Here is a 22636-nt window from a genome sequence, read left to right as displayed (position 1 = left end):
CCCCAATGTCTGGACGTCAGGTATACTGCCTCAAAAAATGCTGTAACCGCCAATAAGTCAATGAACGCCATAGCCACTCTAATGGGCCAAAATGAAAATATTTTAACCACAGCGAACTCCCGACAATCTGCAAAACCCAAATGCTCGCCACCACATAATAGAGTTGATACCGCTCCAGTTGTCCGAATAGCCCAAGGCCAAAACCGTAAAAAACAAATGCGCAAATTACCGATTGCATCACGTAATTAGTTAGCGCCATGCGACCCACATTCGCCAATTTTTTCATCACAAGTCGGCACCAGCCCAGTTTACCGATCAACGCAATCAATCCGACAAAACCCAGGGTGACCGGTATCCTGCCTAGATCGTAAGTCACGCCGAGAAATCCCCAGGTCATCAGAGTGATGATGTCAAAGTCGCTGGTGATTATTTTCCAGGTTTCAAAGGTATTGACGGCAACACCCAGACCAAACCCGACGAGCATCATCCACAGGTAAAAACGCACCGAACGCTTGCCCGTTAATACACCCAATTTCAGCAACGCCATGCCCAATAACATGCAGCCAATTGCATCAAAAAAGCCGCCTTTGTACAGAATAGTGGATTCGTAAGCGATGATAATCGGTGTAATTTCCCGCAAGACGGAAAGGTAATCACCTTGCATGGATTGAATGCGTTGTTCGAGAAAGCGTGAATCCGGTTTGGCCCAGGCTTCGATGGACTGCCAGTGCGCTATTGCTTGAGCCTGTTCGTCCGTTAGTTCACGTTGTTGCGCGACCAGGCGTTGGGCGGCTTGTGCCGCTGTGCGGGCATCAGTTGTTTCATCAATCTTGATTGCAGTGCGTGGTATCAGTGTCGCCAGTGCAAGCAAACCTAAAATAATCAGTGTGCGTGGTGAGAGTTTTCGCAACGGAAGTAAAAACATACCGGCAAGGGCATACCAATACAGTACATCGCCAAACCATAACAGTGCCCAGGCATGAATTACACCAAATAAAAACAGCCATAACATACGACGATAATACATATCGGCGAATTCACTGGTGTCGCCACGGGCTTCAGCGCGTTCACTCAGCAGCAAGATGCTGGTACCGAATAGCAGCGAGAATAGCCCGCGCATGGTGCCTTCAAAAAATAGATTATTGGTCACGAATGCAACCAGGTTCCAGCCGTCAATGCCACCATACACGCTAGGGTCGACGTAGGCTTTCGGCAAACCAAAGCTGATGATGTTGAGTAACAAAATTCCCAGTACCGCCACACCGCGCAGACTGTCGAGCGTAGTAATGCGTTCGTGAGTGGCGAGTGGCGCGATGGTGGGGTTAAGGTTGTTGATGGTCGCGGCAGAATTTTCCTGATAAGCCAACATAAGCGTACTCCTCCCGATCAATCCGTAGTACGCCGGTATATTCCGTTAATTAATCTTATTTTTCATGAAAGTTTACATTTGTTACGCAATGATGCTCGCGAGCAGGTTTAATTAAAAAGGAGAAAGATAAATTCGGTAGAGTTTTGTCAGCGCTCCCTGCGCATTTGATTTTATTTCGCTGGCTTTAAGCGATAGATTTTTCCATAAGGGTGACTGATCACAATATAAGGATAACCATCCGGTCCGCTTACCACGTCGCGAATTCTGCCGAGGTTTTGCAGTATGAGGGTATCGCTTACGAGCTGATTATTATTGTCGAGTTTGACCATGCGCAGCTGTTGCTGTCCGAGGCTGGCCACCAGCAACTGGTTGCGCCACAGGGGAAACTGGCCACCGGTATAAAACACAGCCTGGGATACACCGAGAGAAGGCGTCCACTGCTGCACCGGAGGCTCAATGCCTTCGCGCCAGGGACTTTCGGAAATCAGGGTGCCGTCATAGTTGGTACCAAAACTCACCAGCGGCCAACCATAGTTGCGTCCCTTCAAAATCAGATTGAGTTCGTCACCACCGCGTGGACCGTGCTCAACGGCCCAGACATGTTTGCCATCCGGTGACAGGGTTATGCCCTGCGGGTTGCGGTGACCGTAACTCCAGATGGAGGCGAGCGCGCCTTCGGTTTTTACAAAAGGATTGTCGTTGGGAACGCGGCCGTCGTCGTGCAGGCGGTGAATTTTGCCTAGCGGGCTGCCGAGGTCTTGGGCTTTATCCTGGTCAACGCGCTCACCGACGCTGAAGAAGATGTAGCCGTCTTTAAACACCAGCCTGGAACCAAAATGTGAATTCGATTCGGAATAAAATTCGTCAGGGGCTTGATAAATGATTTCGTGGTTCTGCCATCTTTGCCCGGCGATTTTGCCCCTGGCCACTACTGTCATGGCCTTGCCTTCGCTATTGCCGTGCGAATAGGTGAGATAGAGCCAGCCATTTTTTGGGTATTCCGGGTGGGGTTGCACCGCCATCAAACCGCCCTGACCGCGGTTCCACACATCAGGCAGGCCTTCGATCAGTGCGCTTTGCTTGCCGTCCCGAAACAGCGCCAGATAGCCATTTTTTTGCGCCGCGACGATACCGCCATCGGGCAAAAAGGCCATGGACCAGATTTCATTGGCCGCTTCGCCCACCACTTCGAGTTCGAAACGATAACCCGCACCGCCGAGCACGCCGGGCAGAGCGTCGGTAAATGTTTTGGTAATGCCCAGGTTTTCACCGGGCTGACTACTGAGGGTAAATTTATCCAGATTAAAAATACCGCCCCCGGTTATACCGAAAAAACACAGGCTGTGACGTCCGCTAGGTGGTTTCGTCAAGCCCACCCGCTGGCTCTGGAAGGTTTCCCAGTCGCCGGTATCCGCAGTTTCAAACTCGCCAAGGTTAGTACGCTTGCCCAGACCGTTCGGCGGACTTACCAGCACGGCAACACGCCCGGTTTCATAAGCGCCGGGGCCGCGTGCGTACACAAACTCGATACTGCGCACGCCGCTCATGTCGATGTTGTCGTAACACAGTATGCTGCTGTCATCGATGTGGCCGACGTAATCAAAACCCGCTTCCGTTTTACTCACATTGAAATTGGAAGAACGCAAATGGTTGAGGGACTCGGCCTCAATCGTACGCCCCTGCATTGTGTCAGCGCCGAGGGCGGATACGCTTGATAAAGAGAGACTCAACGAAAGAGAAAACAAGAAAAATCGCATAGCATTTACCTGCTGCCTTGGCCGTGTTCAGGCCGGACTGTAACGCAGGTATGGCTTTTAAAAGCAGGCTTTGGGAGGAGTTACAGAATACCGGGACGAACGTCTGGCGTTATGCCACATTGACCAGTCCCGGCAACAATTCCGCCAGCGCATCAATCGCTACGCGCAAGCGGCAGGGCAGGTGCGGTGTTTGCGGCCACAGCGCGTAGATGCCGAAACCGAACGCGGGCTGGTCTGCCAGCAGGCGGACCAGTTCACCGCGCTGCACGCGTTCGCGAATCAACCAGCACGGCAGCCATGCCAGGCCCATTCCCTTTGCGGCAGCATCGGCAATCGCATCGAGGTCATCAAAGCGCAAGCGTGCATTGGGCATGACTTCGACTGGCTTTTCATGTTGCTGCGGAAACAACCAGGTACGCGGCCGTCCCGAGCGGGTGTAGGCTAATGCATCGTGCGTCTCCAGATCGGGGATTGATGTTGGTATGCCGCGTTGCGCAAGGTAAGTGGGCGATGCGCACAGATACATATTTTGCTCGGCAATACGGCGCACCATGAGGCCGTCGCCGCTGGTGGGGCGGCCACTGCGTACGGCCAGATCAAACCCGTCCGCCAGCAAATCCACATTACGATCTGAAAATCCCAATTCCAATTCCAGGCCCGGATGTTGTTGAGCCAGTTCCGTCAATACCGGTGCAGCGCAGTAGCGACCAAATAATACCGGCATGGCCACGCGCAATTTACCGGCCACTCGCTGCCGGCCCGTCTCCAGAACTTCCTCGCCCGCCCGCAATTCAGCCAGCGCCCGACGACAATATTCGTAATAGGCTTGCCCCTCGTTGGTGAGACTTTGCGTGCGCGTGGTGCGATGAAATAAACGGACATCAAGCCGTTCTTCCAACTTCGCGATGGTCTTGCCCACCGCCGAGCGCGATAGGTGCAACAACTCCGCTGCGGCGGAAAAACTGCCGCTTTCAACCACTTCCACAAAAACCGATATCCCCGCCAATCGCTCCATTGCGCACCTTTTGTAGAGTTTTGGGAAACAAAGTGGCGAATTAATACCGCAACTGTTGAGCAAAAGCCAGTGCTAAGCTCTTCGCCATTCCCGTTCAATGGCAGGAGAGTCGAAATGCAAACCACAATACCGATCACTATGCGTGCCCTGCGTCAACCTGATTTCGAGGGACCGCAGACGATGCAGCTGGTGGATAACGAACCGGTACCGACGCCCCAGCGTGGTGAAATCCTGCTGCGGGTCACCGCTGCCGGCCTTAATTTTGCGGATGTTATGCGAGCCCGTGGCAGTTATCACGATGGCCCCAAGCCGCCTTTTATTGCCGGCTTCGAAGCTGCCGGAGAAGTAGTCGCTCTTGGCGAGGATGTAACAGGTATTGATGTTGGCCAGCATTTTCTGGGTGTCGGTTACGGCGCCTTTGCAGATTACATGGTGATGTCCGCCGATGGTTTGGTGCCAATACCGGCAGGATGGCGCGACGAACAGGCATTGGGCCTGGTGCTTAACTGGGCGACAGCCTTGGCCGCGCTGAAACCGCTGGGTCGGCTTGCCAAGGGCGAAACGGTACTTATCCAGGCAGCGGCGGGCGGTGTGGGGCAAGCGGCAGTAAAACTGGCGAAATATTATGGGGCTCGGGTGATTGCCACCGCATCGGCGGGCAAGCATGAACTGGTTAGTGCCTTGGGTGCGGATCATGTTATTGACTATCGCAATCAGGATCTTGCTGGCGACATTCGTGCGCTTACAGGCGCTGCCGGTGTGGACCTGGTATTGGAGTCTGTGGGTGGTGATGCATTTGCCACCAGCCTGGCGGTAACAAAGCCAGTCAGCGGTCGGGTAGTGATATTTGGTGCAGCGAATGGCGTGGCCAACCTGACTAATTGGCAATTGGTATTTCAACATCAGATTCACGTCATCGGCTTGCACATCGGCGTATTCAGTCAACAGGCACCCGCACAGTTCGCACAATTACTCGACGAACTTTTCACTCTGCAAGCCGCCGGTGTTTATCCTCCCGGCGAACCCACACTGTATTCGCTGGAAGACGGGGCCAAAGCACTTGGTGAGCTGGAGTCCGGTAACACGCACGGCAAACTCGCACTGCGCCCGTAATTTTTATCACCTCGATTGGCATTGGAGAGATGTATGTATCGCCCTTTCTTGAGTTTTTTATTGTTAATGTTTTCTTTCACTGTGCAAGCCGCTGCTGAAACGCATAAAGCCGTGCTTGATACTGTGCGACTCTACGCCATGGACTGCGGAACGATTATGCTCGAAGCCCGTGCGATGCATTGGTTTGAAGACACAGATGCTTACATCAAAACGCCGGGGCTAATGGCGGTGCCCTGTTTTTTAATTCGCCACCCGCGCGGCGATTTATTATGGGATGTCGGCCTGGGTGATAAATTCGCGGGGCAGGGCGTTGTTGATCTTGGGGATGGTTTTTCCGCGAAAGTGGAACACACACTCGTCGCCCAACTCAAGGTGCTGCAATTGACCGTGCAGAATATTGACTTCGTGGCGTTCTCGCACCATCACTTCGATCACACTGGCAACGCCGCGCTATTTAAAGAGGCGCGTTATTTGATTAGTCGCAAGGAGATGGAATGGACGCAAGGTGAGCCATATGGTGTGGATCGGGAAGGTCTGGCATTTATCGGCGATAATAACGCACAATTTATTGAAGGTGACCACGACCTGTTTGGCGATGGCAGCGTACGCATACTACGCGCCCCCGGCCACACACCCGGCCATCAAATATTGATGCTCAAACTCGCCAATACAGGCACCGTTATTCTTTCCGGTGATCTATACCACACACGCGAAAATTTTCGTCAAGCGCGGGTTGCCGCCCTCAATGATAGCCGCGCTGAAACACTGGCGTCGTTTGATCGCGTAGAAAAGTTTATGGAAAAATATAACGCGCGGATGATTATCCAGCACGATCGGGAGGATTTTTTAGGGTTGCCGAAATTTCCGAAGTATCTTGATTGACGTGCCTTTATTGAAAGCATCCTAATTAAGAGCATCATGAATAATTGTTGGCTTGTGATACTTTTTTGTTGTTATGGATTCCAAACCCCAATCATGGCCAATAATAATAGGGGACCTATAATGATGATCGCTGATGCTATTAAACACAGTAGCCCTACACCAAGAACTCGCCAATTAGATTGGAAATCATGGAGTGGAGAGTCCTTTATCGCTTGCTTGCTCATTTGGTGTTTTTCGGCAACATGCCTCGCCGTAATTATGTATGCAATTGTAAATATTGTATTAGGAATATTTTCTGGTAGGAAGGGAATCAAAGCGGTTAGAGCGATAATGAAGAATCCACCATATAGCACAGTCTTTTTTGCCGCTGACTCATTATTCAATGACCGAAAATTTTTCCATAAAAAATAAACGAGACCTACTGGGCCACCTATCGTGCCGCACGCCGCTTGCGTGGGAGAATAAAGCAACGTCGGTACCGCGTTACTGTTTGTGGGCGTTGTTAGGGTTGCTTGTGGTGGCAAATAAGGACTGTTGGTCATGAGAAATCCTTAAAGAAAAATCCCTGGATTGTTGAACTGTTAGTAGGGCCTAGCGGCAAATAATAGATGGAGACTTAAAACTCCTCTGATCCGGAACAACTATAACCTAAAAAAACCGGAGTTGTGGTGGTTCGCTGATTGAACATCCTCAAATTCTGAATGTTATGTAATAACCTCCTATACAACAAAAACGTTATGGTATAACATTTCCATCAATCGGCCATCCAGAGCCTGTTTTCCTTAAACATTGTCAATCGCACACGTTTTAAACAAGAGGATTTGTCCATGCGTTTCCCTCAGCACCCCCTTGCATCAGCTCTCAAGGTCATCCTGAGCGGCGGTTTTCTTGCCGCTTCAGCTGCGGTTGTGGCCCAACCGAATTCAGCTCAACCGGATGTCAGCCATGAAGATGCCATGCCGATTATCCACGTTACCGCCCTGGCGGTGGATGAGGATGCAAACAAGATCGTTGCGCCTTACAGCATCCTGGACGACAAGCAGATTACCCAGCGCGGCAGTTCTACCCTGGGTGAGCTGTTAAATGGTTTGCCGGGTGTGCATTCCGACACCTTTGGTGGTGGGGCGAGTCGGCCGGTGGTGCGGGGACAAACCTCGCCCCGTGTAAAAGTATTGTCGGATGGTACGAGCCTGTTGGATGCCTCGGATATTTCACCTGACCATGCGGTGACGGCTGATCCGCTGTTGGCCCAAAAGGTAGAGGTTTTGCGCGGTCCCGCTACGCTGCTGTATGGCGGTGGTGCGATCGGCGGTGTGGTGAATGTGTTGGATAACAAGATTCCGGAGGTTCTGCCCGAGCAGCCCGTTGAAGGGTTTGTTGCCTTGCGCGGTAATACAGTTGCCAATGAGCGCGCCGGTGCTGTGAGTGCAACAGCGCGCTTGGGTAACCGTGTTGCCGTACATGTAGAAGGTTCGTCGCGGGATGCGGATGATTATGAAGTGCGCAATTGGGAAGAAGATCAGGTGCACGGCACATTTTCCGAGAGCAACAACGCCAGCATTGGTGCTTCCTGGATCGGTGACAGCGGCTTTTTGGGGCTTGCCTATTCTTATCGCGATGATGAATACGGTTTGCCGGGCCATGCCCACGAATACGAAGGTTGCCACCCACACGGCGCCAGCTTGCATTGCGGTAGCCACGATGAAGAAGAGGAAGATGACCACGATCATGAGCATGAGGACGAACATGAAGAAGTGCCGGTGATTGAACTGGAGAGCAAACGTTTTGATCTGCGTGGTGAGATGCAGGAGCCGTTTGCCGGTGTACACAAGATTCGCGTGCGTGCCAGTCACACGGATTACGAACACCACGAAATTGAAGAGGATGAAATTGCAACAACCTTCCGTAATGAAGGTTATGAAGGCCGCATTGAAATTGACCACGCGCCGGTACTCGGTTGGCACGGTGTGGTGGGTGCGCAATTCTCCAACACTGAATTCAGCGCGCTGGGTGAAGAGGCGTTTATTCCGGATACCGAATCCGAAACCCTGGGTATTTTTGCCGTTGAACATTACGAGCTGAATGAGCAATGGCATCTGGAGGTGGGTGCGCGTTACGAACAACAGGAACACACGCCGGTAAATGACCCGCGCAATCGTCCGGCCTTTGATGATTCCGCTACCTCTTTTTCTGCGGCGATTATCTGGGAGTTTATTCCAGAGACTACGCTGGCTTTGTCTTTTGCCAACGCGGAGCGTTTGCCACAAGCGCAGGAGTTGTATGCGCGTGGCGTCCACCTGGCGACCAATACCTATGAATGCGGCCTGGTGCCGCATCCACTGACCTGCGGCGGTTTGGAAAACAACGCGGCCATCTCCAAAGAAGTGTCCAACAATATCGAATTGTCGCTGCGTAAACACAGTGGTGATTTAACTTACAGTATTAACGCCTTCCGCAACGATGTGGACGATTACATCTACGCCCGCACTCTGGATCAATACGAAGATTTCCGCCTGATCAAGTACACCCAACAGGATGCCGAATTTACCGGCGTGGAAGGGGAGGTGACTTATCAGTTTGATGAGACAGTCGCGGCGACGCTGTTTGGTGATTATGTGCAGGCCGAGTTTGTGGATGGCGGTAATTTGCCGCGCATTCCGGCATCGCGCGTGGGTGGACGCCTGAATATGGAGGCAGATGGTATCGGGGCGGAGCTGGAGTACTACCACGTGAATAACCAGGACGACATCGCCGACTATGAAGCTGAAACACCCGGTTACAACATGTTAAATGCCACGGTGAGTATCAGTTTATTCGGCGATGAGCGCTACCTGGTGTTCGTGCGCGGCAGCAATCTGTTGAATGAGGAGATTTGGAATCACTCATCCTTCCTCGCCGCCGTGGTGCCGCAACCGGGCCGCAGTTTAAGCGCAGGGTTCAAATACACCTTCTGATTTGCTGCTCACCCTCATGATGCAGCGCTTTGACCGGGTCAACGAGGTTGACCCGGTTTTTTTATGTGTGCATCGATAACTTTCACAGTGGGTAACCGGACTCGTTCGCCTGCGAATAAATTTTTTTGGCATAAGCTTATAAAATTTCTTGCAGGATTTTTTTGAGCTGGTACTCTCCCTGCTTCGTTTCCGAAAAAAGTACTTCCCATGCAAATCCTAACCCTGATTATTAATTGCTTCTCCATGATGACCGGCTCGGTCCGTCATGCGGATATGCATTCGTTGTCTGTCAGTTAGGCTTTCTTTTAATTCAGACCGCGAATCGAATGCGGTCTGAAATGTTCCAGATATTTCCCCTCATACCCCATTCGATTCTCTGTTCTTTTTCTCACAGGGATCAATGCCGTGTTTATATTCAATAAATTTCAGGAGTATGTGCGTCGTTTACGACGCAGGCCCAAACCGAACGAATTACCTGCTGACAATGCCGCGCAACGCGATATTGGCGTAAGGGTAGTGCGTATTCGCCTGCCCTCAGGTTACGAAATCGTCATTGTTGAGGAGGAAAAAGAAGAGTAGCCGGAGGCTTTGGCGGAAGACGGGTATGAATCAATGAAAAAGCTGGTGTGCATCCATGCATTACATCCGTATAAATGTTTATCCTGAACCAGAGGAAGAATGTACGGCTACCCGATCAGGCAGCCGCAGGGATTTTATATCCGCCAGCTTAAGGTTAAGCGGAGATCACGGCCCGGCTCTGACAAACCAATGATGCCTTCATAACCGGGAATGTGTTCGAAGCTGCCGTTGGTGGCATGGTCGATATAGTATTTATCAAACAGGTTCTTGACCGTGAAGGTCACGTTGAAGTCCGGTGTGACAAACCATTGCGCATAGATGTCGTGTACGGCATAACCGGATTTATCCACGGTGCCTGCGGAAGTGCGAATGTTTTCGAGGCTTTCGACCAGACGACCGTTCCATCCCAATTCCAGGGCATCATTCACTTGATAGGCGACGTCGGCCGTCCAGGTGTTGCCGATGGTGTTGCCCAGTGCGCCGTGATCATAGGCATTGAGTTCCAGATCGCCATTATCGCCGGCCAGTTCGGAATCAAAGTCGCTATAGCTCAAACCGACTTGCACTTGCGTCCAGTCGTAGCTCACGCGCAAATCAAAACCTTCGGTTTCAATATCGCCGATATTGCGGAATACCCAGCGCGGTATACCGTTTACCGGAATACGTTGGTCGTTGATGGCGTTGTCGATCTGTGCGCGGTAAAAGGTACCGGAGAAACCAAACGCATCGCGGTAGTATTCAAAACCAACTTCCGTATTTTCCGATTCTTCGGCTTCCAGCTCCGGATCATTCATGCGGGAATCGAGCAGGAACGTCTCCATGGTCTGGCGGCCGCGCAACGCTTCGGCGTAACTGGCGTTGACACTGAACGTGGGAGTGAGCTGATAGCTGACACCAACGTTAGGGCTGAAACCGTCTGCTTCGAATTCCTGGTTGTCCGTGTCTGTCAATTCATAATCGTCATAGCGCACGCCGGCGCTCAACAATAATTTATCCGTGACCTGATACAGATCCTGCACAAAAAAGCCGGTGACGCTGCCATTTTCTTCCTGCTCGCTGGGATCAGTACCTGGACCGGCGTTCACGGTGTCATCGCGATATTCGGCACCGTAAATTAATTCATGGCTGCTCAATTGAGTTGTGTTGCGCAGGTTAACGCCCTGGCTTTCAGAGGAGCCGTTGTAAACGCCCCAACGACCGATAACGTTTTGTTCCAGTTCTGCCTGGGTGTCGTAAACGGTGACTTCCAGATTCAGGAAAGGGTTGTCGGCGGGATTTAATTGATAACCCAGATTAACGGTTTCGCGCTCAATCTTGAGTGGATAGCCGGGGTTCCAGTCGCTGATCACCCATTGCGGGCGTTGCGCACGAATGCCGTCGTCTTCGCGCAAGTCATAACTGACCCTTACCGTCTGGCTGTCGGTGAGTTTGCCTACAACTTTGGCAAAGCCCATGGTTTGTTCAGATTCAGTACCGCCTAATTCCGTGCCGTTACCATCAGTGATGGCATCGCTATCAGACTTGGCTACTGTCGCCATTCCGCTCCAGTTGTCATTGAAACGCCCGAACAGATTCACGCTGGCTTTGTAACCTTCGGTGTTATCGAAATAACCGCCTTTAATCAACGCACCAAACCGCTCACCGGGACGCAACAAATCTTCCGGGTCTTTGGTGGTAAAACGAATGGCGCCGCCGAGTGCACCGGGGCCGTCGGTAGCCACACCGGCACCGGCGTGCACCTCAACTTGTTTTAACAATTCGGGCTCAATGCTTAAACGGCCGGCGTGGTGAAACAACACGCCGGCTTGGGTCGCGCCATCAATGGTTACGTTTAACAAGGCATCTTCCAGGCCGCGCACATACACTTTTTCCGCGATGCCCACAGAGCCACCCACCGCAACGGACGGGGTTTTACGAAACACATCTTCCAGATCGTTGGCCTGGATGCGATCAATATCTTCCTGGCTGACGACGCGGCGATTGCCGCTAACGCCGGCATTCAAGGGTTCGTAGCTGCTGGAGATTTTTACGGCAGGTAGTTGTGCAGCCGCCGCGCCGGTAATGGCTTGCAACGAGTAACTGCCATCAGCCTGACGCACCAGGCTCAAACCGCTGCCAGCCAGCAAGACACTGAAACCGTCCTGCACGCCGTATTCACCGCGCAGGCCCTGGGTTTGTTTATTGGCCGTAAGGACCGGGTCAAAAGACAGGAGCACACCGGCTTCCATGGCAAAGGTTGATAGCGCGCGTCCCAGGGGGCCGGCGGGGATGTTGTAGCTTTTTTTAACCGATGCGGCGGGTTCAGTCACTTGTGCCATGACAGGCAAAGCGGTTGCGGCGGCTAAAGCCAGGGTCGCGGCTTGCAGCGCCAGGGTTAAGGGGTTACGCGCAGCAATACCGGGCTGCGAATGCTTGGGGCGATGAGTCATGATAATTCCTGCGGTTGATGTCTGGGAGATAAAACAAGGTCTTCACTCCCTATGCCAATCGAGATTGAAAAAGTGACAGTCGTCGGTGCGATTTTTTTTCAAAAAGTGAAAAGGGGAGGTAAAAAGAAGGATTTATCTGCACGCTGGCCAGTCTGACGGCAACTGCGGTAGCATCCTTGTCCGGTGGCTCGATGCGGTAGATGGGGCCAATTTTATAGTGAGGTGTCAGTTGAAAGCCGGAGTATTTCGTCGTTTGGTTAATTTGTGGCCACCCTTGTTGTTTGCCGGTATCCGCGCAAAGGTGATTCGCGCTGATTATCGGTATGTAGAAGTGGTGATGAAGTTGCGTTGGTACAACCGCAATTACGTCGGCGTTCATTTTGGTGGTAGCTTGTTTGCCATGACGGACCCCTGGTTCATGCTGATGTTGATGCACAACCTGGGGCGTGAGTATTACGTGTGGGATAAACAGGGCGCGATTGATTACATTGCGCCGGGTCGCGGAATCGTCACAGCACATTTTCAAATTGATGATGACATCCTGGATGAAATCAAAGCGCGTACCGCGAATGGTGAAAAGTATCTGCCGGAGTTTCACATCGAGATACGCGATGAACAACAGCAAGTGGTTGCTCGTGTACACCGTGTATTGTACGTCCGCAAAAAACCGGCGGCGCGTAGCGCTTGATAGGCTTCACAGAAATTTCAAACTGTCGCGAGAATTTTCCTGTTATTTTGTTTGTCATCAAACTGGCAAGCTACAGTCACAAAGCGAGGGTAGATTCAGCGTGTTTCTGAATCTAATAAAGGAGAAACCCTCATGTCCCGGAAACCCCATACCTTGAGTAAATTCACAGTTTTTGTTTCAGTCGCGTGTTTATCCGTGCTGGCCTGCGCCGGTAAGCACCACGATGATGAGAAAAAGCATTATCACACTGACCATTCGCATAAACATCACCAACCGGTAGAAGTCGGACCGCGGCCGTTTTATCTGGTTGAAGATATGGATGCGAGTCCGCTGAAAAGAAAATTGCAATCCTGTGCAAAAGGGCCCTTCCGCAAAACCGATTTTTCAATCGGCCATCGCGGTGCACCTTTGCAATTTCCCGAGCACACGAAAGAATCCTATGAAGCGGCAGCGCGCATGGGTGCGGGCATTATGGAATGTGATGTGACCTTTACTAAAGATAAAGAGTTGGTGTGCCGTCACTCGCAATGCGATCTGCATACCACGACCAATATCCTCGCTATTCCGGAGCTGGCTGCCAAATGTTCACAGCCTTTCACACCGGCGGATCTCGCCAGCGGCACACCGGCATCTGCGCGCTGCTGCACCAGCGACATTACGCTTGCTGAATTTAAAACCCTTGAAGGTAAGATGGACGGTTTTAATCCCCGCGCCACGACCGCCGAAGAGTACATGAACGGTACCGCGAAATGGCGTACGGACCTGTACGCTGACAAAGGTACGTTGCTGACCCACGCGGAAAGCATCCAGTTGTTTAAAAAGCTCGGTGTGAAATTTACCCCGGAATTAAAATCAGCCAGCGTGCCTATGCCATTTGAAGGCACTTATTCGCAAGCGGATTATGCGCAGCAATTAATTAATGAGTACAAGGCAGCCGGTGTGCATCCGCGCGATGTGTGGCCGCAATCCTTCGATATTCAGGATGTGCGTTACTGGATCGAAAACGAGCCGCGCTTTGGTAAACAAGCCGTTTATCTCGACGATATCAACACACCGGACGAAGCGCCCTCGCAAGCAGAGGTTGAAGGGTGGGCCGCTGAAGGTATCAATATCGTAGCGCCGCCGCTGTGGGCGTTGCTGACACTCGACGATGACAATCGCATCGTGCCGTCTGATTACGCTATGTATGCCAAGGCTGCAGGTCTGGACATTATCGCCTGGTCATTCGAGCGCGACGGTCCGTTAAAAAATGGCGGTGGCTGGTATCACCAGAGCGTTCGTCCAGTCATCAATAACGATGGCGATATGATGGATGTGCTGCATGTATTGGCCAAGGACGTGGGTATTATCGGCATGTTTTCTGATTGGCCGGCCACAGTGACCTATTATGCGAGTTGTATGAAACTGAAATAAGCCTTATACGCGACGTTTTACCGTTATCCAATAATCGGTAAAACGTTGCACCTCCACGGGCAAGGTTGCGACGAGCGAATCCAGAATGCGATCCGTATTGTCGATGGGAAACGCACCGGAAATACGCAACCCTGTCAGGCTTGCATCGCCAATTAGATAACCTCGCCGATAACGGGCAAGGTCAGCAATAAAATCCGGCAACGCCATATTGTCGGCCATCAGAATGCCATTCAACCAGAGCGGTTGCGTGTGTGACAGTGCAAAAGGTGTTTCGACGAGTTGGTGATTGAAACGTGTGGTTTCGCCCGCGTGTAAACGCTGCGTTCGTTGACTGGTCGTTGCGTGAATTTCCAGTGCACCTTCAAATAAATCGACACGGCTAATATGTTTGTCACACGCCAGGGCAAACCGGGTACCGAGTGCGGTGACATCGCCATGCTCAGTGGCAGCAACAAACGCGCGCTGGTGAGTGTCCTTGGCGGTATTAATCAGCACTTCCCCTTTGTGTACCCTGATCCGTCGTTCCCTTGACGAAAAGTGCACATCAACCACCGAGTCGGTGTTCAACGTAAGTTGCGTTCCATCTTGCAAGATGACATCCCGCTGTTCGCCCACGGCGGTTGCGTAATCCGCTGACCACACCTGCCAGGGCGTATGACGATAACCCGCCCAACCCAATCCGCCGAGCGCAAAAACCGTCGCCATGTGTTGCAATACTTTTCGTCTGCCGGGTGAGGCGGGGCGCTCCAGCGTTGCCAGACCGATTTCGGCCGACATCCCGGGAGCGGAAAATTTACGCGTGACGTTTTCAATCTGTTGCCAGGCATATTCATGGGTCGGGCTTTGCTGGCGCCAGGCATGCCAGGCGGCGCGATCTTCATCGGTGGTATCGCCGGAAGTCAGCTGCACAAACCACTGAGCAGCTGCTTTGAGCGCATCGTTGTGAAGCGTATCGTTATTCATGGTGGCGGAGGACGCAATGCTGAATGGCTTTGGCGATATATTGCCGCACGGAACTCACGGACACGCCGAGTCGTTCGGCAATCTCGGCATGGCGCAGTCCTTCCAGCTGTAACAACAAGAAGGCGTGGCGTACGTTGGGAGCCAGGCCATCCAGCATAACGTCGATTTCTATCAGGGTTTCCAGCACCAGCGCGCGGGTTTCGGGGGAAGGGTATTCATCTTCTGGCAGATGCGCGATGGCATCCAGGTAAGCTCGCTCAAGATCCTTGCGGCGCAGGCTGTTTACCATCAATCCATGGGCAATGGTGGTCAGGTAAGCACGGGGTTCACGAATAAAGCTCCATTCATCTTTTAATAGCACCTTCACGAAGGTGTCATGAACGAGGTCCGCAGCATCCCAGGTATTACCGAGTTTGCTGCGCAACCAGCCATGTAACCAGCCTTGATGATCGTTATAGAGCGTGTGAATGGCATGACTCTGAACCAGATTCGCCATGATGCTGCCCATATTCCTGTGAGTGACAGATGAGATGATGAGTCTGCAAATAAAAATGCAGATGATAATTGTTCGCAATTATCCACATGGCTGGCGCAATGTCAACGCACGCGACATCTCTGCACGCGCAGCAAAAGCTATGAAGCGAGCGTTAATTTTCGTTAGGTGGAGTAAAAAGCCGTAAGTGAAGCAAAATTTCTTTGACAACGTTGTCTCAACAAACAAAGATAGTGCTGCTCGTTCTCCACTAAAAGGATAAAAAATCATGAACTATCCAAGGTTTACCGCCGCATTAGGCTTGGCATCCAGTGTGTTTCTTGGCGCCTGCACAGCAACACCGAATCAACATCAGCAACAGGTTTTCTTTGATGACTTCAGTTACACCGATATGCAGGCATTTGCCGATAACGGTTGGGCAGTCAGAACTGAAACCGGGCACCCGGGTATTGCCGGTGCAACCTGGTCGGGGGAGGGGATTTCATTCCATGCGGATGTGGACGGTGCAGATCAGGGTGTTATCAGGATGGCATCCATCACTGATGGCACAGGGGAAAACACTCGCCACACGCAATTTTGTCATGCGCGTAAATACCGCGAAGGCACCTATGCTGCACGGGTATTTTTTCGTGATGAGCCCGAATATGGTCCTGACGGCGATGAAGTAATTCAGACCTTTTATGCCATCAGCCCGCTGAAGGCACCCATGGATAAAGACTACAGCGAAACCGATTTTGAATATCTGCCCAACGGCGGCTGGGGTGCCGACGCCAAGCCGGCAATGTGGACAACCACCTGGGAGACTTTCCAGCTGGAACCCTGGACCAAGGTCAATGAATTTACCCGGCAGGAAGGCAGCTACGCCGGCTGGCGAACCCTGGTGTTTACAGTAGCGGATAACAAGGTTCGCTATTACGTGGATGGCAAATTATTCTCCGAGCACAGCGAGAATGTGTATCCGGAAGACTTTATGTCGATCAATTTCAACCTGTGGTTTATGCCCAAGGGTGCGGATGATTCATTGGGGCCAGTAGATTCACCGGAGCGACGCGAATATCACGAAGATGTTGACTGGGTATTCCATCAGGCCGATGTTGCCTTGTCGCCCCTGGAAGTAGAAAAGGCCGTTGCTGTGTTGCGGAAGCAGCAGGTGAAATTTATTGATCAGGTAGCAGAGCAGCAACCGCCATTGCCTTCGCCCTGCGGTTTGTAAGTTTAATCTGCGTTGATAACCGGGACGTCCATGCCGCGTTGCACGGCGGGGCGTTCTCCTACCGTGGTCAGCCAGCGCTGTACTGCTGGCATGGTCGCCACGGCATCGCCCAAAAACTCACTGAGAAACGTATCGGCATTAAAGGCCCAGGGATAGGCGGCCATATCGGCAATGGAGTAGTCGTCACCGGCGAGAAAAGCGTGGGTTTCCAATTGTCTTTCCATCACCTTGAGCAGCCGCTCACCTTCTTCACGATAACGTTTGGTTGCGGCAGGCATTTTTTCAGTGGCAAAGATACCGAAGTGACTTAACTGACCAAACATCGGACCGAGGCCACCCACTTGCCAGTAAAGCCATTCCAATGTTTTGTATCGCGCGGGGCCGACAGGAGGAAGAAAGCGATCATACTTTTCGGCGAGATACGTGAGAATTGCGCCACTTTCAAATAATGCCACCGGCGCAGCTTCGTTTGTGTTATCAACAATAACCGGGATTTTGTTATTGGGTGAGATAGCAGTAAACGACGGATTAAATTGTTCCTGTTTACTCAGGTTAATAACCTTCACGTTGTAAGGAATACCTAACTCTTCCAGCATGATCGAAATCTTGCGGCCATTGGGAGTAGTGTAGGTGTACAGCGTCATCATGGCGTTAATTCCCGAAGAGAAAATCTGACCCATTTCATGAATGGTCACTCGAACCATAGAAGTATTTTATTAATCGATTCTGTGCGATATCGCTCGCAGGAAATAGTATAAATGTCTATTTGAGCACCCCGTCTGAAATGATTACTTTTGTTGGCGCCGGGTTCACGTTGACAGGGTTGTCGGGGAAAATTAAAGTGCGTGAATGTAACCGTAATCATGAAAATATTTTGTCAGCCATGCGTTCGTTTTCATGAATTCGTACAAAAATTGACAAAAATTTAGCGCTTCCTTGTCATATTTGGGCTTTTTAAGTAGCCATCAGGCGCCGCTTTCGTTACTATTTCGCTAATTGTGATTTCAAGGCATGCCCGTCCCGAGAGTCAGCGAGCATGTCCAGGTGAGTGGTTCCACATTACTCGCCGTTGTACCGGTCTCTCACCGTCGATGTCTGGTTGATGCATCGACGTCTCCCTCTGCCCTCCACATTGTGGAGGGCTTTTTTTTTTGCTCCTTTATTTGTCACAGCCCGTGGCTAGGTTATTTTCAGCATAGCTGGCATAATCGACGCCCCCGAATTTGCTGGCAATTTCGCGAGTAGTTCACGCCCGTCTCGCCGGCCTCTTGGCAGCGCCTCCGCGTTATGTAACTGAGTGTTATGTAACACGTGCAACTTGTTTCAGGTTGTGTGGCAGATGTTGTTTATCTCGGGTGCGCTAACCTTCATCGTTTGAATCAGAGGATTAACATGCAACCACAGGTAAAACCCCGCAACCCCAATTTTTCTTCTGGCCCTTGCAGCAAACGTCCGGGTTATGACCTGACCAAACTGGATGTGTCCACGCTTGGCCGCTCTCACCGCTCCACGATTGGTAAGGCTGCGTTACAGCGCGCTTGCGAAGATACCGCCGCAATTCTCGGTTTGCCCGATGGCTATCGTGTTGGCGTGGTGCCTGGTTCTGACACCGGTGCGGTAGAAATGGCGATGTGGTCTCTGCTGGGTGCACGCGCTGTGGATATTCTGCAATGGGAGTCCTTCGGTAAAGGCTGGCTGAGTGATGCCACCAAAGAATTGAAGCTGGTGGTAAATGCTCACGAGGCGGATTACGGCTTGCTGCCCGACCTCTCCAAAGTCAATTTTGAAAACGATGTGATCTTCACCTGGAACGGCACTACCTCTGGTGTGAAAGTCCCCAACGGTGACTGGATTCCTGATAACCGCGCCGGCCTGACCATTTGCGACGCAACCTCAGCGGTTTTTGCCATGGAGATGCCGTGGGAAAAATTGGACGTGATTACCTTCAGTTGGCAGAAAGTGTTGGGTGGCGAAGGTGCGCACGGGATGTTGATTCTCAGCCCCCGCGCTGTTGAACGTCTGGAAACCTACAAGCCGTCCTGGCCCATGCCGAAGCTGTTCCGCATGACCAGTGGTGGCAAGTTAAGCGAAGGTATCTTCAAAGGCGACACTATCAATACGCCTTCCATGTTGGCGGTGGCCGATTATCTTGATGCGCTGGATTGGGTAAAAGCGATTGGCGGTGTCAAGGAAACCATTGCACGTTCCAATGCCAACCTCGCGGTACTGGAAAAATTTGTGGCGGAAACAAGCTGGATTAATTTCCTGCCGCAAACACCGGAAACGCGCTCCAATACCAGCGTCTGTTTGACCCTGGATGCAACGCCGGAACAAGTGAAGACGATGGTGAAACTGCTGGATAAAGAAGGTGTTGCCTACGATATCGGTGCTTACCGCGATGCTCCGGCCGGTCTGCGCATCTGGTGTGGAGCCACGGTTGAGCAGGCGGACCTCGACGCGCTGATGCCCTGGTTGAACTGGGCCTATCAGGAAGCGACGAAAGCTGCCTAATACGTCGCGCTGGTTGTTACCGTACAGCCAGCGCTTTCCACTCTCCGTAATCTTCTGCCCGAATAATGAGAAGGAAGGGATCATGTACAAGATCAAAACCTACAACCAGATTTCTGTGAAAGGACTTAACCGTTTCTCTCGTGAAAAATATGAAGTAGCCAGTGATATTGGCCATCCTGATGCGTACATCCTGCGCAGTCACAAGTTACATGGTGAGCCGCTGCCGGAAAGCGTAAAAGCAGTTGCCCGTGCCGGTGCCGGTGTCAATAACGTTCCCGTGGCTGACTACACCAAATCCGGTGTGGTGGTATTCAACTCACCAGGAGCCAATGCCAATGCTGTAAAAGAGCTGGTGCTGGCTGGCATGTTACTGGCTTCGCGCGGCATTTTGTCCGGCATGGAATATGTGCAGGGGTTAACGCACATGACGGATGCTGATGAAATGTCGAAACTGTTGGAAAAAGAAAAAGCCAATTTTGCTGGCAGTGAATTGCAAGGCAAGACGCTCGGCGTCGTGGGTTTGGGAGCCATCGGTTCCATGATCGCCGAAACTGCACTGGCTTTGGGTATGAACGTTGTCGGTTTTGACCCGGCGTTGTCGGTTGAGGCAGCCTGGCGTTTGCCGAGCCAGGTGGGTCGGATGGAAAACCTGCAATCGCTGTTGGCGCGCTCGGATTACATCACCTTGCATGTACCTGCCATCGAAGCCACTAAACATATGATCAACAGTGAATCCATCAAAGCCGTGAAAACCGGCGCGGTGCTGTTGAATTTCGCGCGCGAGGCGATTGTTGATGCCCATGCCGTGGTTGGGAGTCTGGATGAAGGCAAATTGCGCAAATATGTCTGCGATTTCCCCGAACCCTGTCTGTTGCAGCGTCAGGATGTTTACGCCATGCCGCACATCGGCGCGAGCACTGAGGAAGCCGAAGAGAATTGCGCCATCATGGCCGCCGATCAGCTGATGGATTATCTGGAAAACGGCAACATTAAAAATTCGGTTAACTTCCCGAGTGTGTTTATGGATCGCAATCCCGGTACCGGTGCGCGGATTACGTTCTCCAACGACAACGTTTCCGGCGTGCTTGGCCATGTGCTGTCGTTGTTGGCGGATAAAAAAGTCAACGTCGTGGACATGGTCAACAAAAGTCGCGGCGAGATGGCCTATAACATCATTGATGTTGAGCAAGCGCCCAGCGATGAGGTGATTGCTGCAATTCGCGCCGTTGATCATGTAATTTCAGTGCGCGTGATATAGGTGACCAATCGCCGGTCACCATGAGTGGCCGGCATTTATCTCGTGAGACACGGCCGGTACGACTAAAAACGGAAGGCATACGAGAGAACCGCAAACGATGTACAAGTTGGTGTTTTTCGTTCCTGAGTCCCATCTCGATGCTGTCAAATCGGCGGTGTTTGCGGTGGGTGCCGGCCGTATCGGCAACTACGATTGCTGTGCCTGGCAAACACGGGGGGAAGGGCAGTTCCGTCCTTTGTCCGGCAGTAATCCGTTTATCGGTAACACCAGTGAGTTATCTGTTGTTGCCGAATACCGTGTGGAAATGGTCTGTGCTGATGACTGTATCGCAGAAGCACTCAAGGCGCTTCGTGCGTCCCATCCCTATGAAGAGCCCGCCTATGATATTTGGCGCTTGGCCGACATTCCGGCTTAGTGGTATGGTTGGATTTCTCGTGTCTGGTGCCGGAACAAACTCATGAGACCCCTGTGGCAGTATTTGCAGAATTACCTCCAGCCTAATCACGCCTTGACCCAGCAAGTGGGTTTTTATCCCGCCCAAGCTTCGGTGATGGTGTTATTTACCGATGCAGAAAATCCCGAACTCATCTTCACCCTGCGTGCCCAACATTTGACGAACCATCCCGGTGAAGTGGCGTTTCCCGGCGGCATGTGGGAAGCGGATGATAAGACCTTGCTTGATACCGCCTTGCGCGAAAGCCACGAAGAAATTGGTTTGTCGCCAGCCGCCGTTAAATTATTGGGAGCCTGTAAACCGCGTGCTACCCGTGCCGGGGTTCGTGTCTCGCCCTTTGTGGGGGTGATCGACCCGAGTATTGAGCTCGTACCCAGTCCCGATGAACTGGATGCAGTCTTTCGGGTACCTTTATCGGCTTTTCGCGCGGGCATACAAACCCGCACAGATATTTTTTCCCATGCGGGAAAATCCTGGCATGTGCCGGCATACCAACACCAGGGATATGAAATCTGGGGTTTTACGGCGGCATTAACCAGTGAAATTATTACGGCTGTATTCAATGCAACTGATGAAGTCTTGCCAATCGAATAACATTGTTTTTCCCAGTCAAGGAGTTTGCATCATGAAAAAACTATTTACCGGTTTAATCGCTGTGTGTTTCGCTGCGTTGGCGCAGGCGGAAGTGCAGACCAAGGTTATTGAATATAAGGTTAATGGCGAAAGCTTTACTGGCTTTCTCGCCTATGACGACAGTGTGCAGGGCAAACGGCCGGGTATTCTGGTTGTTCACGAATGGTGGGGGCATAACGACTACGTGCGTAAGCGTGCCGAGATGCTCGCCGAGTTAGGCTATACCGCGTTTGCACTGGATATGTTCGGCACGGGTAAATTGACGGATCATCCTGACGAAGCGGGAAAATTTGTCCAGATGGTCACGAGCAATATCGAAGTAGCCGAAGGGCGTTTTGAAGCAGCCTACAACTTGTTGCGCAACCAGCCCACGGTGAACCCGGAGCACATTGCTGCGATTGGTTATTGCTTCGGTGGTGGAACATCCTTACACATGGCCCGCCAGGGCATGGATCTGGATGCGGTGGTCAGCTTCCACGGTGCATTGGCGACTAAAACCCCGGCGAAAGACGGAGACGTTAACGCTGAACTGCTGATCCTGACCGGCGCGGACGATCCCATGGTGCCGGCTGAACAGGTGGAAGCATTCCGCAAAGAAATGACCGATGCCAACGTCGCCTTCCGGATCTATTCCTACCCCGGCGCCACACACGGTTTTACCAACCCGGAAGTAACCGAATTGGGCAAGCGTTACAATCTGCCCCTGGCCTACAATGCGGCGGCGGATGCAGATTCCTGGGAGAAAATGCGTGAATTTCTGAAAGATGTATTTGCCAGGGAATAATGATTCTTCCAGCGGAAGATCGCCGGATTTTCCGCTGGTATCCGTTTGACTTAATGGCGCCTTCTGCCAATATTGACGGAACAATAGTGATCATACGACGGGTTTTACAGGGCGGCCGATCATCAATG

Annotated in this window: 20 protein-coding genes; 12 read left to right on the top strand and 8 right to left on the bottom strand. The window is 51.9% G+C overall.

Annotation, left to right across the window (positions count from 1 at the left end):
• Positions 1-16: 16 nt before the first annotated feature.
• From CBR65_RS06930 to CBR65_RS06920, 3 genes are all read right to left on the bottom strand, one after another.
• Positions 17-1369, bottom strand: a complete 1353-nt coding sequence (locus CBR65_RS06930) for a DUF418 domain-containing protein (RefSeq protein ID WP_087466181.1) — start codon at positions 1367-1369, stop codon at positions 17-19.
• A gap of 170 nt (positions 1370-1539) precedes the next feature.
• A complete protein-coding gene (locus CBR65_RS06925; RefSeq protein WP_087466180.1) occupies positions 1540-3126 on the bottom strand; it encodes a PQQ-dependent sugar dehydrogenase in 1587 nt (528 codons plus the stop codon).
• A gap of 109 nt (positions 3127-3235) precedes the next feature.
• Entirely contained in the window at positions 3236-4141 is a 906-nt protein-coding gene (locus tag CBR65_RS06920; protein ID WP_087466179.1) for a LysR substrate-binding domain-containing protein, read from the bottom strand.
• Positions 4142-4255: 114 nt separating this feature from the next.
• On the opposite strand from CBR65_RS06920, the gene CBR65_RS06915 reads away from it, so the two are divergent.
• Both CBR65_RS06915 and CBR65_RS06910 read left to right on the top strand, forming a co-directional pair.
• Positions 4256-5254, top strand: a complete 999-nt coding sequence (locus CBR65_RS06915) for an NADPH:quinone oxidoreductase family protein (RefSeq protein ID WP_198300893.1) — start codon at positions 4256-4258, stop codon at positions 5252-5254.
• 33 nt (positions 5255-5287) lie between these two features.
• The gene (locus CBR65_RS06910) at positions 5288-6136 is read left to right on the top strand and encodes an N-acyl homoserine lactonase family protein (RefSeq protein ID WP_087466178.1); all 849 of its coding nucleotides are present in this window, start codon (positions 5288-5290) and stop codon (positions 6134-6136) included.
• Between the two features lie 71 nt (positions 6137-6207).
• On the opposite strand, the gene CBR65_RS06905 is transcribed toward CBR65_RS06910, so the two are convergent.
• Positions 6208-6678, bottom strand: a complete 471-nt coding sequence (locus tag CBR65_RS06905; RefSeq protein ID WP_198300892.1) for a hypothetical protein — start codon at positions 6676-6678, stop codon at positions 6208-6210.
• Between the two features lie 285 nt (positions 6679-6963).
• Between CBR65_RS06905 and CBR65_RS06900 the strand changes: the two genes are divergently transcribed.
• On the top strand, positions 6964-9090 hold the full coding sequence (locus CBR65_RS06900; protein WP_087466177.1) for a TonB-dependent receptor domain-containing protein: 2127 nt from the start codon (positions 6964-6966) through the stop codon (positions 9088-9090).
• A gap of 405 nt (positions 9091-9495) precedes the next feature.
• Positions 9496-9669, top strand: coding sequence for a hypothetical protein (locus tag CBR65_RS22025; protein ID WP_157671998.1), 174 nt, complete (start codon positions 9496-9498; stop codon positions 9667-9669).
• A 134-nt stretch (positions 9670-9803) separates the two neighbouring features.
• Here the strand turns inward: CBR65_RS22025 and CBR65_RS06895 are convergent, their stop codons facing one another.
• The gene (locus CBR65_RS06895) at positions 9804-12098 is read right to left on the bottom strand and encodes a TonB-dependent receptor (protein WP_198300891.1); all 2295 of its coding nucleotides are present in this window, start codon (positions 12096-12098) and stop codon (positions 9804-9806) included.
• A 229-nt stretch (positions 12099-12327) separates the two neighbouring features.
• On the opposite strand from CBR65_RS06895, the gene CBR65_RS06890 reads away from it, so the two are divergent.
• Entirely contained in the window at positions 12328-12786 is a 459-nt protein-coding gene (locus tag CBR65_RS06890) for a DUF4442 domain-containing protein (RefSeq protein WP_087466176.1), read from the top strand.
• Positions 12787-12918: 132 nt separating this feature from the next.
• Positions 12919-14199, top strand: coding sequence for a glycerophosphodiester phosphodiesterase family protein (locus tag CBR65_RS06885; RefSeq protein ID WP_087466175.1), 1281 nt, complete (start codon positions 12919-12921; stop codon positions 14197-14199).
• 3 nt (positions 14200-14202) lie between these two features.
• On the opposite strand, the gene CBR65_RS06880 is transcribed toward CBR65_RS06885, so the two are convergent.
• Together CBR65_RS06880 and CBR65_RS06875 are read right to left on the bottom strand one after the other, a co-directional pair.
• Positions 14203-15162, bottom strand: coding sequence for a FecR domain-containing protein (locus tag CBR65_RS06880; protein WP_087466174.1), 960 nt, complete (start codon positions 15160-15162; stop codon positions 14203-14205).
• Positions 15155-15658, bottom strand: coding sequence for a sigma-70 family RNA polymerase sigma factor (locus tag CBR65_RS06875; protein WP_087468957.1), 504 nt, complete (start codon positions 15656-15658; stop codon positions 15155-15157). Before CBR65_RS06875 ends, CBR65_RS06880 begins: the two co-directional genes overlap by 8 nt.
• A 265-nt stretch (positions 15659-15923) precedes the next feature.
• On the opposite strand from CBR65_RS06875, the gene CBR65_RS06870 reads away from it, so the two are divergent.
• Positions 15924-16868 carry a glycoside hydrolase family 16 protein gene (locus CBR65_RS06870; RefSeq protein ID WP_157671997.1) on the top strand — a complete coding sequence of 315 codons (945 nt, stop codon included), beginning with the start codon at positions 15924-15926 and terminating at the stop codon, positions 16866-16868.
• 2 nt (positions 16869-16870) lie between these two features.
• On the opposite strand, the gene CBR65_RS06865 is transcribed toward CBR65_RS06870, so the two are convergent.
• Entirely contained in the window at positions 16871-17515 is a 645-nt protein-coding gene (locus CBR65_RS06865) for a glutathione S-transferase family protein (protein ID WP_087466173.1), read from the bottom strand.
• Between the two features lie 745 nt (positions 17516-18260).
• Between CBR65_RS06865 and CBR65_RS06860 the strand changes: the two genes are divergently transcribed.
• From CBR65_RS06860 to CBR65_RS06840, 5 genes are all read left to right on the top strand, one after another.
• Positions 18261-19379, top strand: a complete 1119-nt coding sequence (locus CBR65_RS06860; RefSeq protein ID WP_087466172.1) for a phosphoserine transaminase — start codon at positions 18261-18263, stop codon at positions 19377-19379.
• 82 nt (positions 19380-19461) lie between these two features.
• The gene (locus tag CBR65_RS06855; RefSeq protein ID WP_087466171.1) at positions 19462-20637 is read left to right on the top strand and encodes a phosphoglycerate dehydrogenase; all 1176 of its coding nucleotides are present in this window, start codon (positions 19462-19464) and stop codon (positions 20635-20637) included.
• 97 nt (positions 20638-20734) lie between these two features.
• A complete protein-coding gene (locus CBR65_RS06850; protein WP_087466170.1) occupies positions 20735-21052 on the top strand; it encodes a YqfO family protein in 318 nt (105 codons plus the stop codon).
• A gap of 42 nt (positions 21053-21094) precedes the next feature.
• Positions 21095-21685, top strand: a complete 591-nt coding sequence (locus CBR65_RS06845; RefSeq protein ID WP_087466169.1) for a CoA pyrophosphatase — start codon at positions 21095-21097, stop codon at positions 21683-21685.
• Between the two features lie 31 nt (positions 21686-21716).
• Complete coding sequence (locus CBR65_RS06840; RefSeq protein WP_087466168.1) at positions 21717-22508, top strand: dienelactone hydrolase family protein; 792 nt, start codon at positions 21717-21719, stop codon at positions 22506-22508.
• The last annotated feature ends 128 nt before the right edge of the window (positions 22509-22636 follow it).

The organism is Cellvibrio sp. PSBB006, assembly GCF_002162135.1.
Taxonomy (GTDB): domain Bacteria; phylum Pseudomonadota; class Gammaproteobacteria; order Pseudomonadales; family Cellvibrionaceae; genus Cellvibrio.
The sequence above is the reverse complement of the archived record's forward strand: the minus strand, read 5'-3'. Positions and strand labels throughout refer to the sequence as shown.

What these genes read in the sequence shown, in the direction of transcription:
- CBR65_RS06910 (WP_087466178.1), top strand. Translation starts at nt 5,288, where the DNA reads ATGTATCGCCCTTTCTTGAGTTTTTTATTGTTAATGTTTTCTTTCACT.
- CBR65_RS06900 (WP_087466177.1), top strand. Translation starts at nt 6,964, where the DNA reads ATGCGTTTCCCTCAGCACCCCCTTGCATCAGCTCTCAAGGTCATCCTG.
- CBR65_RS06905 (WP_198300892.1), bottom strand. Translation starts at nt 6,678, where the DNA reads ATGACCAACAGTCCTTATTTGCCACCACAAGCAACCCTAACAACGCCC.
- CBR65_RS06875 (WP_087468957.1), bottom strand. Translation starts at nt 15,658, where the DNA reads ATGGCGAATCTGGTTCAGAGTCATGCCATTCACACGCTCTATAACGAT.
- CBR65_RS06865 (WP_087466173.1), bottom strand. Translation starts at nt 17,515, where the DNA reads ATGATGACGCTGTACACCTACACTACTCCCAATGGCCGCAAGATTTCG.
- CBR65_RS06915 (WP_198300893.1), top strand. Translation starts at nt 4,256, where the DNA reads ATGCAAACCACAATACCGATCACTATGCGTGCCCTGCGTCAACCTGAT.
- CBR65_RS06880 (WP_087466174.1), bottom strand. Translation starts at nt 15,162, where the DNA reads ATGAATAACGATACGCTTCACAACGATGCGCTCAAAGCAGCTGCTCAG.
- CBR65_RS06930 (WP_087466181.1), bottom strand. Translation starts at nt 1,369, where the DNA reads ATGTTGGCTTATCAGGAAAATTCTGCCGCGACCATCAACAACCTTAAC.
- CBR65_RS06860 (WP_087466172.1), top strand. Translation starts at nt 18,261, where the DNA reads ATGCAACCACAGGTAAAACCCCGCAACCCCAATTTTTCTTCTGGCCCT.
- CBR65_RS06850 (WP_087466170.1), top strand. Translation starts at nt 20,735, where the DNA reads ATGTACAAGTTGGTGTTTTTCGTTCCTGAGTCCCATCTCGATGCTGTC.
- CBR65_RS06855 (WP_087466171.1), top strand. Translation starts at nt 19,462, where the DNA reads ATGTACAAGATCAAAACCTACAACCAGATTTCTGTGAAAGGACTTAAC.
- CBR65_RS06925 (WP_087466180.1), bottom strand. Translation starts at nt 3,126, where the DNA reads ATGCGATTTTTCTTGTTTTCTCTTTCGTTGAGTCTCTCTTTATCAAGC.
- CBR65_RS06845 (WP_087466169.1), top strand. Translation starts at nt 21,095, where the DNA reads ATGAGACCCCTGTGGCAGTATTTGCAGAATTACCTCCAGCCTAATCAC.
- CBR65_RS06895 (WP_198300891.1), bottom strand. Translation starts at nt 12,098, where the DNA reads ATGACTCATCGCCCCAAGCATTCGCAGCCCGGTATTGCTGCGCGTAAC.
- CBR65_RS06885 (WP_087466175.1), top strand. Translation starts at nt 12,919, where the DNA reads ATGTCCCGGAAACCCCATACCTTGAGTAAATTCACAGTTTTTGTTTCA.
- CBR65_RS06920 (WP_087466179.1), bottom strand. Translation starts at nt 4,141, where the DNA reads ATGGAGCGATTGGCGGGGATATCGGTTTTTGTGGAAGTGGTTGAAAGC.
- CBR65_RS06870 (WP_157671997.1), top strand. Translation starts at nt 15,924, where the DNA reads ATGAACTATCCAAGGTTTACCGCCGCATTAGGCTTGGCATCCAGTGTG.
- CBR65_RS06840 (WP_087466168.1), top strand. Translation starts at nt 21,717, where the DNA reads ATGAAAAAACTATTTACCGGTTTAATCGCTGTGTGTTTCGCTGCGTTG.